Origin of the sequence: Campylobacter sp. MIT 99-7217, from assembly GCF_006864365.1 — a bacterium.
GTDB lineage: Bacteria > Campylobacterota > Campylobacteria > Campylobacterales > Campylobacteraceae > Campylobacter_D.
Genome location: NZ_QHLJ01000005.1, coordinates 166,518 through 174,451, shown reverse-complemented (window position 1 = coordinate 174,451; position 7,934 = coordinate 166,518). Strand labels below are relative to the sequence as shown.

General features: G+C 31.7%; 7 protein-coding genes. 6 read left to right on the top strand and 1 reads right to left on the bottom strand.

All coding sequences use genetic code 11. The features are described from left to right. Nucleotides 1-166 precede the first annotated feature (166 nt). Nucleotides 167-556 (top strand): aldo/keto reductase, encoded by a 390-nt coding sequence (locus tag DMB92_RS06045; protein ID WP_260604767.1) that lies wholly within the window; start codon nt 167-169, stop codon nt 554-556. 108 nt (nt 557-664) lie between these two features. Here DMB92_RS06045 and DMB92_RS06040 read toward each other — a convergent pair whose 3' ends face one another. After that, a complete protein-coding gene (locus DMB92_RS06040) occupies nt 665-2,599 on the bottom strand; it encodes a P-loop NTPase fold protein (protein ID WP_142682153.1) in 1,935 nt (644 codons plus the stop codon). A gap of 338 nt (nt 2,600-2,937) precedes the next feature. Between DMB92_RS06040 and DMB92_RS09385 the strand changes: the two genes are divergently transcribed. The 5 genes from DMB92_RS09385 to DMB92_RS06020 all read left to right on the top strand — a co-directional run bounded on the left by DMB92_RS09385 (nt 2,938) and on the right by DMB92_RS06020 (nt 7,903). Further along, entirely contained in the window at nt 2,938-3,117 is a 180-nt protein-coding gene (locus tag DMB92_RS09385) for a DUF262 domain-containing protein (protein WP_260604766.1), read from the top strand. Between the two features lie 31 nt (nt 3,118-3,148). Next, nucleotides 3,149-4,609 carry a DUF262 domain-containing protein gene (locus DMB92_RS06035; protein ID WP_312845143.1) on the top strand — a complete coding sequence of 487 codons (1,461 nt, stop codon included), beginning with the start codon at nt 3,149-3,151 and terminating at the stop codon, nt 4,607-4,609. A gap of 208 nt (nt 4,610-4,817) precedes the next feature. Beyond that, nucleotides 4,818-5,528 (top strand): NAD(P)H-binding protein, encoded by a 711-nt coding sequence (locus DMB92_RS06030; protein WP_260604765.1) that lies wholly within the window; start codon nt 4,818-4,820, stop codon nt 5,526-5,528. A gap of 67 nt (nt 5,529-5,595) precedes the next feature. Then, nucleotides 5,596-6,516 carry an aldo/keto reductase gene (locus DMB92_RS06025; protein ID WP_221886252.1) on the top strand — a complete coding sequence of 307 codons (921 nt, stop codon included), beginning with the start codon at nt 5,596-5,598 and terminating at the stop codon, nt 6,514-6,516. 97 nt (nt 6,517-6,613) lie between these two features. Next, on the top strand, nt 6,614-7,903 hold the full coding sequence (locus tag DMB92_RS06020) for an NTP/NDP exchange transporter (RefSeq protein WP_142682152.1): 1,290 nt from the start codon (nt 6,614-6,616) through the stop codon (nt 7,901-7,903). Nucleotides 7,904-7,934: the final 31 nt, after the last annotated feature.

Below are 7,934 nucleotides of genomic sequence, written 5' to 3'. Positions count from 1 at the left end.
GCGCTTATATTTCTAGAAAAAGCATAGCTCATTTAGTGATAAAACTTTGCCTTGAGGGTTCAAATTTAAGACAAAGCCTAGGTATAAACAAGACTTAAATTTAACCTTTTAAAGCTCATTTAAACTAAAATTTTATAATTTTTTTATTTTTTTAAAAGGAGAAAAAATGCAAAAAAGAAGGGAATTTTTAAAAAAAGGGGCTAAATTTGCACTAGCCTCATCATTTTTAAGTCTTAATAGCTTAAATTTATTTGCAAATAACATTAAGGAGGCTCAAATGCCAAAACTTAAATTCTATAATGGGCTTCAAATGCCCCTACTTGGCTTTGGCACTTTTCAAATTTCAGGCTCTGATGCTCAAAAAAGCGTTGAAGAAGCTATTAGTGTGGGTTACCGCCTCATTGACACGGCTCAGTATTATCAAAATGAAAGTGAGGTAGGAGCTGGGGTTAAAGCTACCATAAAAGGCGGGCTTAAGAGGGAGGATTTTTTCATCACCACAAAGATCACTCCAAAAAATTACGAAGATACTAAAAGAGTTTGTAGTTATTCATAAGTTTATCCTTTATTTATCTTAAAATTATACTCAAAAAGCCTTATCTAGGTTTAAAAATTCATTCAAACTCTTAAAGCCTAATATGGAAAAATTAGCTCTAATAAATTCTTAATTAGATTTTTCTATTTCTAATAAAGCTTGATACATATTACTTTCCTTTATTTTTGAGCTATTCACATTACTAAGAGTATATATCAAAGAATTATCAAAATGTGAAAGATCGTTCAAATTCTCACCAATAAAGTCATTAACCAGTTTATAAAAATAACCCTTTTTTTCAAATTCTTCCATAAAATCTTCTTTGCTGTATTTTTTAAGCTTATCAATATTTTTTAAAATGTCTTGTGTATTAAGCACCTTATTTTTAATAAGATATTCATTAAGACTTTCTTTTTTAGACTCTTCTTTTTCTTTATGTTTCTTTTTACTTTCTTTTTCTTGGATTTCTTTAAATTGCCCAACCAAATCTTTATCCCCATCCTTTGTCAAAAGCTTGTATAGCAAACATTTTTCATCTAAAGGCTTTTCTTGTAATATAAAATTTCGCATTATTTCCTCTCGTAATTCTTGCTCAAATTTATTATTTTGATGTTGATTAAGAAAACTTAAAATAAGCTCATCGCTATAATAACCCTTGATTAAATTAAGACTTTTTTCTTTTTGTAATTTTTGCAAAAGTTTTATATTTTTATTAATTAATTCTTGCTTTTCTTCTTCATTCAAATTGGTTTCATAAAAAAGTTTTACACAATTTGTTCTAAATTCCTCAGCCTTAGTATATAAATCATGCTTTTGAAATTCAGCCCTAATATTTTTTATATTATTTTCATCTAAAACATTATTTTTGCTATATTTTCCTAGAACATATCCAAATTTATTTTCATTTGTCTTGCTATTATAATTTTTATCCTTAAAACTCTTACAATCTTTACTAATTGCCTCATAAAGTGCCCTTGTTACCGAGTTAAATTTATCATCTTCTAAATACTCCTTAAGCTCACATTTTTCATTAAAATAAGCCACTGTATCAATCATATTTTTTAAGGCTCTTAAATTTTCATCAAATGGCAACAATTTACATAATATATTTTGTGCCTTTGGCTCTAATTTACTTTCTTCTATGATCAGCTTTTGAACCTCTTCATTATCCTCTATGCTTATTTCATAATCTATACTTTTTTCCTTATGGGCCTTAAAATCCTCCAAATCTATCCTTTTTTCTTTTTCTATAAGATTATCTGATTCTTGATTCTCTTTTTCCTTCTTACCATCTTGATCTACATATTTTTCCTTATAGCTTCCAAAGTTGTACCGATCTGTCCCTCTTTCTTTTTTATTATCTTGTTTATTATCGTCTTGTTTTTCAGGAACTAGCTCATCTTCATTAAATATTAAAACCACGCTACATTCTTTTCTTTCCTTAAGCTCTGCTACAAGGCCTAATAATTCTTTCATTCTTAATTTATTTGACTTTCTTTCTATATCATCAAAGCATATAATAATATTTTTAAATTCTTCTTTTTCAAACGAAGACAAAAGCAAGCCTAATGGAAGGCCTCCTACTGATATCCCCTTAAAACTTTTTAAGATTTTATTTTTTCTTCCATAAAGTTTAAGCACGATTTCATCTAAAATTTGCTGATAATGCTCTTTACCAAAAAGAGAAATGGTAACGATTTCTTTTTTATTATCCTCATAAGAAGTGATAATTTCTTTCTTATTATCCTTACGAAATTCGCAAAACTCGCAAAACTCGCAAACGATATTACGAAGCATAAGAAAGATTTTTATTAGTGGGCAAAAAACTAATTTTTTTAGACAAAAAGATATTTTTATTAGACATTTTAAACTTGACTTATCGTTTTCTTTATCTTTTAATAAAATATCTTCTTTCAATTCCTTAGCTATTCTTTCATGCCATACATAGCTTTTACCAACACCCCAACTTCCCTTTATAGCTACACATATACCCCTTTCAGCACTCAAAAGCTCCACAACCCTTTCTATCTTAGTTTTTAAATTCTCATTCTCTAAATTTTCCATAGCCACTCCTTTTAAAATTGCATAATTATAATATCACTAAAAAAATTAAATTTATATTTTTTCAATTTATTTTTGAGATATTCTTTTAAAATGTCTCTAAAAAATAAAAGATGAAAAACTCTATTTACTTTATTTTTCCTTAATCTTACCCCTTTGCGATGACTTAAGGATAAAAATGAGGTTTTTGCACGATCGCCTACCACTAAAAGCTCATTGTAAAACTCAAATTTAAACAAAGCCTAAGCACAAAGCAAGCCTTTAAAATAAGCTTAATTTTAATATAATTTTGATTTTTTATAAGCTATAATATTCTATAAAATTATTTTAAGGAGTTTAAAATGGCAGAAATGAAAACAGAGCGTAAAAACGTGTTGGATTATTTATCTAAAAATAAATTCGTTATACCAATGTATCAAAGAGCCTATGTGTGGGGAGAGGATGAGTGTGAGCAACTTTTTGATGATGTGTATAATTTTTTGATAATAAACAAGAGGATAGCGAGGAAGAGTATTTCTTAGGCTCTGCGATAAGGAAAATGGCAGACAAAACATAATAGACGGTCAGCAAAGAACTACAACTCTCAGTCTTTTAATCCGTGTCTTGTATAGAAAGGCATTAAATCAAAGTAATAATTTAAGAATACAAAAATTACTTGATTCCCTTGCTTCTTGTTTATGGGATACTGATCCACTTGATGGTTCGGTAGATTATTCTAAAGCACATTTAACAAGCGAGGTAGCAATAGATTCTGATAATACCTTGCTTAACGATATCTTAAGTGATAAATATGATTTTGATAAAGAAGATATTGATAATACTATTAAAAAGTCAAAGTCAAATTATGAAAAAAATTATTTGTATTTTGTGAAAAAAGTGGATGAATTAGCTCAAGATAAACCTGATAATTGGTATGGTTTTTGTTTGTGCTTACTTAAAAATTGCATTATTTTACCTATTGAATGCGATGGGCAAGATAATGCTTTAAGAATCTTTAATACTCTTAATAATCGTGGAGTTTCTCTTGATACAGCAGATATTTTTAAGGGTATAATTTATGCTAAGTTAAATAGTGAGGATAGATTAAACTTTGCTAGAGAATGGAAAAGCTTAGAATCTAAAATAGCCAACTCAAGCTATCTAAATAAAGAAAATATAAGTTTTTTATTTACACAACTAGAGCATATCATAAGAGCACAGCATAATGAAGTAGATACAGTAATTCCTAGCACACTAGATTTTTTCACCAAAAAAGATAAGGCAAATACTAAAAAGAAAAAGGTATTTTTTGGTGCAAATGATGAGCTTTTAAATAAAAAGGAGACCTTTGAGCTTATAAAAAAATTAGCAGAGTTTTGGTGCAATCCTAAAGAATATATGTCAAATGAAGCACAAAAATATTTTGACATCTTAAATATTTATCAAAATAGACTTTGGCAAATGGTAGTAAGCACTGCATATTTTAAACATGAACCAAGTAAGCAGCAAAGTGAAAATATATTTGATTTTATATTACCACAAGTGGTGTGCTACTGTGCTATTGGCTTAATCTATGGTAAGGGCGGAAGCTCTGGGCTATTTTGGGGCTTTATGAGAGCAAATATTAATATATTAGAGGGCAAGGAAAAAATATTTGAAAAGGGTATGAATATACCTGATTTAAGCATGCCAGAGCCTGATCGTTTTACTAATTTTTGCATAAAGGCTCTACCTAAGCATATCCGCTATATCCTTGCTATATACACGCTAATTTATGATAAAAATCAAGAGTGGGAGTGGAATTATAAGGGTAAAAATTGCTCAGTAATTAAGGGTGAAATAGAACATATCCTGCCAAAAAAATGGCAAGAGGGTAATTATCAAGTAAGAAAGGATGATGCAGGAAAGTTTTTAGAACACATAGGCAATAAGAGCTTATTAGAAAAGAAAATAAATATACATTGTGGCAATGATTATTTCTTAAATAAAAAGGAAAAATATTTAGAATCTAAGTTCTTAGAACTTAAAAAATAGGAGAAGATAAAAGCTTAAAAAATTGGTCTAGAAAAGAAATTGAAGAGCGAAATTCTAAAATTCATAAGCTTTTAGAAGACTTTTTTGCCAAAAGGCTTTTGCAATAAAAAATAAGCATTATTTTTAAATTTTTTGCCCTTGTGCTTGACTTAGAGCCACTCTTATTTTTTATAATTTCAAAAAGGCTTTTAGCCACAAAGGAGAAAAAATGAAAAAACTCATATCCTTACTTGGGGTATTTTTTGGGCTTAATCTCTTGGGCGCTTCTTGGAGTGAGGCTGATTTTAAGGACATTTTAAACAAGGATAAAAAAATGAAGATCTTAATCATAGGGGCAAATGGTAGCGTAGCAAAGGAAGTTACAGCTGGTTTTTTAAGCGGGACAAGTGTAAATTTAAGGCTTTTTTTAAGAAAGGCAAGTCGTTTGCAAGGCCTTAAAAATGCAAATCCTAGCAGGGTTGAGCTAGTTGAGGGCGATGCCACAGATAAAGAGGCCTTAAAAAGGGCTATGCAAGGAGTTGACGCAGTGTATGCAAATTTAGCTGGAGATTTAGAAACTATGGCTAAAACTATCATAGAGGCTATGAGCGAAGTAGGGCTTAAAAGGCTTGTTTGGATAAGCTCTTTTGGGGTTTATGAGGGAGAAATTTCTCAAAAAGAATTTAATAAAATAGCAAGTTATAATCCCCCTCACAGAGCTGCTGTAAGGCTTATTGAGGCAAGTGATTTGGATTATACCATAATTAGGGCTCAGTGGTTTAGCTGGGCTAATGAGATTGATTATGAGCTTACACAAAAGGGCGAGGCTTTTAAAAACGAAAGCGCTTATATTTCTAGAAAAAGCATAGCTCATTTAGTGATAAAACTTTGCCTTGAGGGTTCAAATTTAAGACAAAGCCTAGGTATAAACAAGCCTTAAATTTAACCTTTTAAAACTTATTTAAACTAAGATTTTATAATTTTTTTATTTTTTAAAAGGAGTAAAAATGCAAGAAAGAAGAGAATTTTTAAAAAGAGGGGCCAAATTTGTTTTAGCCTCATCATTTTTAAGCCTTAATAGCTTAAATTTGTTTGCAAATGAGACTAAGGAGGCTCAAATGCCAAAACTTAAATTACACAATGGGCTTGAAATGCCCCTACTTGGCTTTGGCACTTTTCAAATTTCAGGCTCTGATGCTCAAAAAAGCGTTGAAGAAGCTATTAGTGTGGGTTACCGCCTCATTGACACGGCTCAGTATTATCAAAATGAAAGTGAGGTAGGAGCTGGGGTTAAAGCTACCATAAAAGGCGGGCTTAAGAGGGAGGATTTTTTCATCACCACAAAGATCACTCCAAAAAATTATGAGGACACTAAAAGAGCCATTGAGCAAAGCTTAAAAAGGCTTGATCTTAATTATATTGATTTACTTTTGATACATTGGCAAAGTGCTGATGCTGAGGCTATGTGGAAGGCTTTTGAGGAAGCTCATGATCAAAAGCTTGTAAAAAGTCTTGGTATTTCAAATTTTAGCCGTGAAAGATTTAGTGATTTTATGAAAAAAATCCGCATAAAGCCTGTGCTTAATCAGCTTGAAACCCATGTTTTCTTTCAAAGAGCTGATTATCAAAGCTTTTTGGAGCAAAACGGGGTCAAACTTCAGGCTTGGAGTCCTTTCGCTCAGGGCAAAAATAATTTTTTCAAAAATGAAGTTTTAAGCAAAATTGGCTCAAAATACAATAAAACCCCAGCTCAAATAGGGCTTAAATACCTAGCTCAAAGGGGCATTAGCGTGATACCAAAGACTACAAAAAAGCAAAGAATGATAGAAAATATCAGCATATTTGACTTTGAGCTAAGTAAGGAAGATCTAAGCTTGATAGCCGGACTTGATACAGGAAAAAGTGTCTTTGGCTGGTTTGAGGGTTGATTTAAGGCTAAATTTCAAATTTAGCCCTTACAAACACCAGGTGTCAGCTTTTATAATTTCATAAATATTTAAATTTATACACTCAAAAAGGTAAAAAATGTTCTTGCAAACAATAAACAAAATCTTTAGCCTAAAACAAGGCGAAATAAGGCTTTTACTCTTAAGCGTGCTTTTTATCTTTATGCTTTTTAGCTCTTATGCGATCTTGCGTCCTTTGCGTGATGCTTTGGGACTTGAGGGCGGACAAGATGAGCTAAAATGGCTTTTTTTAGGCACTTTTATAGCTACTATTCTTGGCTCTTTATTAGCCATGCGTTTAAGTGGGGCTGTGAAGCGTAAATTTTATCTTAATGCCATTTTTATCTTTTTTGCCTCAAATTTGCTTTGTTTTTATGTGGCTTTATTTTTTATATCTACGAATTCACAGGGCTTTGTTTGGCTTGCGAGGATTTTTTATGTTTGGGTAAGCGTTTTTAATCTTTTCATCATCTCTAGTGCTTGGAGCTTGCTTGCTGATATTTTTAACAAGGATCAAAGCAAAAGGCTTTTTGGTATCATCACAGCCGGAGCAAGCCTTGGAAGCATACTTGGAGCTTTTAGCGTTAAGCTTCTTTCAAGCCATTTAGACGCCCAAAATTTCATACTCATATCCGTTCTTTTGCTCTTTTTAGTCCTCATACTCAAGGCGTTTTTGCTCAAAGAAAGCCTAAAACTCTTAGAAGAAAAGCAAAAATTCATACAAAGATTTAACACGCCCATAGGCTCAAAAAGTGCGTTTATAGGCTTTTCTATCATTATAAAGTCTAAATTTTTACTCGTTTTTGTGGGCTTTATCTTGCTTTTAACAAGCGTAAGCACCTTTTTATACATGGAGCAAGCTAGGATCATCAGCGAGCTTTTTCCAAAAAGCGATCCAAACTCAAGGGCTTTAAGGACGGCTGCCTTTGCAAATATAGATTTTATCGTGCAAAGTTTAAGCTTTATCATTCAAATTTTCTTCACAGCCAAAATCGCAAATTTAAGCCTAAAATGGCTACTTTGTCCGCTTGGCTTTATACTAAGCTTTGCCTTTGTGATCCTAGCTTTTACGCACCCTGCCTTACTTCCTATCATCATTGCTATGAGCGTGCGAAGGGTTGGCGAATACGCCCTTGTCAAGCCAGCTAGAGAAATGCTCTTTGTGCCTTTGAGTAGCGAGGAAAAATACAAGGTCAAAAATTTCTTAGATACCGTGGTTTATAGAGGCGGAGACGCACTTTCCGCCCAGCTTGAAGCAAGCTTGTTACACTTTGGCGTAGCTTTTACTCTCATTAGTGGTGGAGTTTTGTCCTTTTTATGGGGTATTTTAGGACTAAAACTAAGTAAAGACTATGAGAAAAATTTTTAAATTTAGGGGTTAAGATTTTTACTTTGCTATG

Excerpts from the sequence above, each read along its gene's own strand:
- DMB92_RS06045 (WP_260604767.1), top strand. The coding sequence starts at position 167 with ATGCAAAAAAGAAGGGAATTTTTAAAAAAAGGGGCTAAATTTGCACTA.
- DMB92_RS06040 (WP_142682153.1), bottom strand. The coding sequence starts at position 2,599 with ATGGAAAATTTAGAGAATGAGAATTTAAAAACTAAGATAGAAAGGGTT.
- DMB92_RS09385 (WP_260604766.1), top strand. The coding sequence starts at position 2,938 with ATGGCAGAAATGAAAACAGAGCGTAAAAACGTGTTGGATTATTTATCT.
- DMB92_RS06030 (WP_260604765.1), top strand. The coding sequence starts at position 4,818 with ATGAAAAAACTCATATCCTTACTTGGGGTATTTTTTGGGCTTAATCTC.
- DMB92_RS06025 (WP_221886252.1), top strand. The coding sequence starts at position 5,596 with ATGCAAGAAAGAAGAGAATTTTTAAAAAGAGGGGCCAAATTTGTTTTA.
- DMB92_RS06020 (WP_142682152.1), top strand. The coding sequence starts at position 6,614 with ATGTTCTTGCAAACAATAAACAAAATCTTTAGCCTAAAACAAGGCGAA.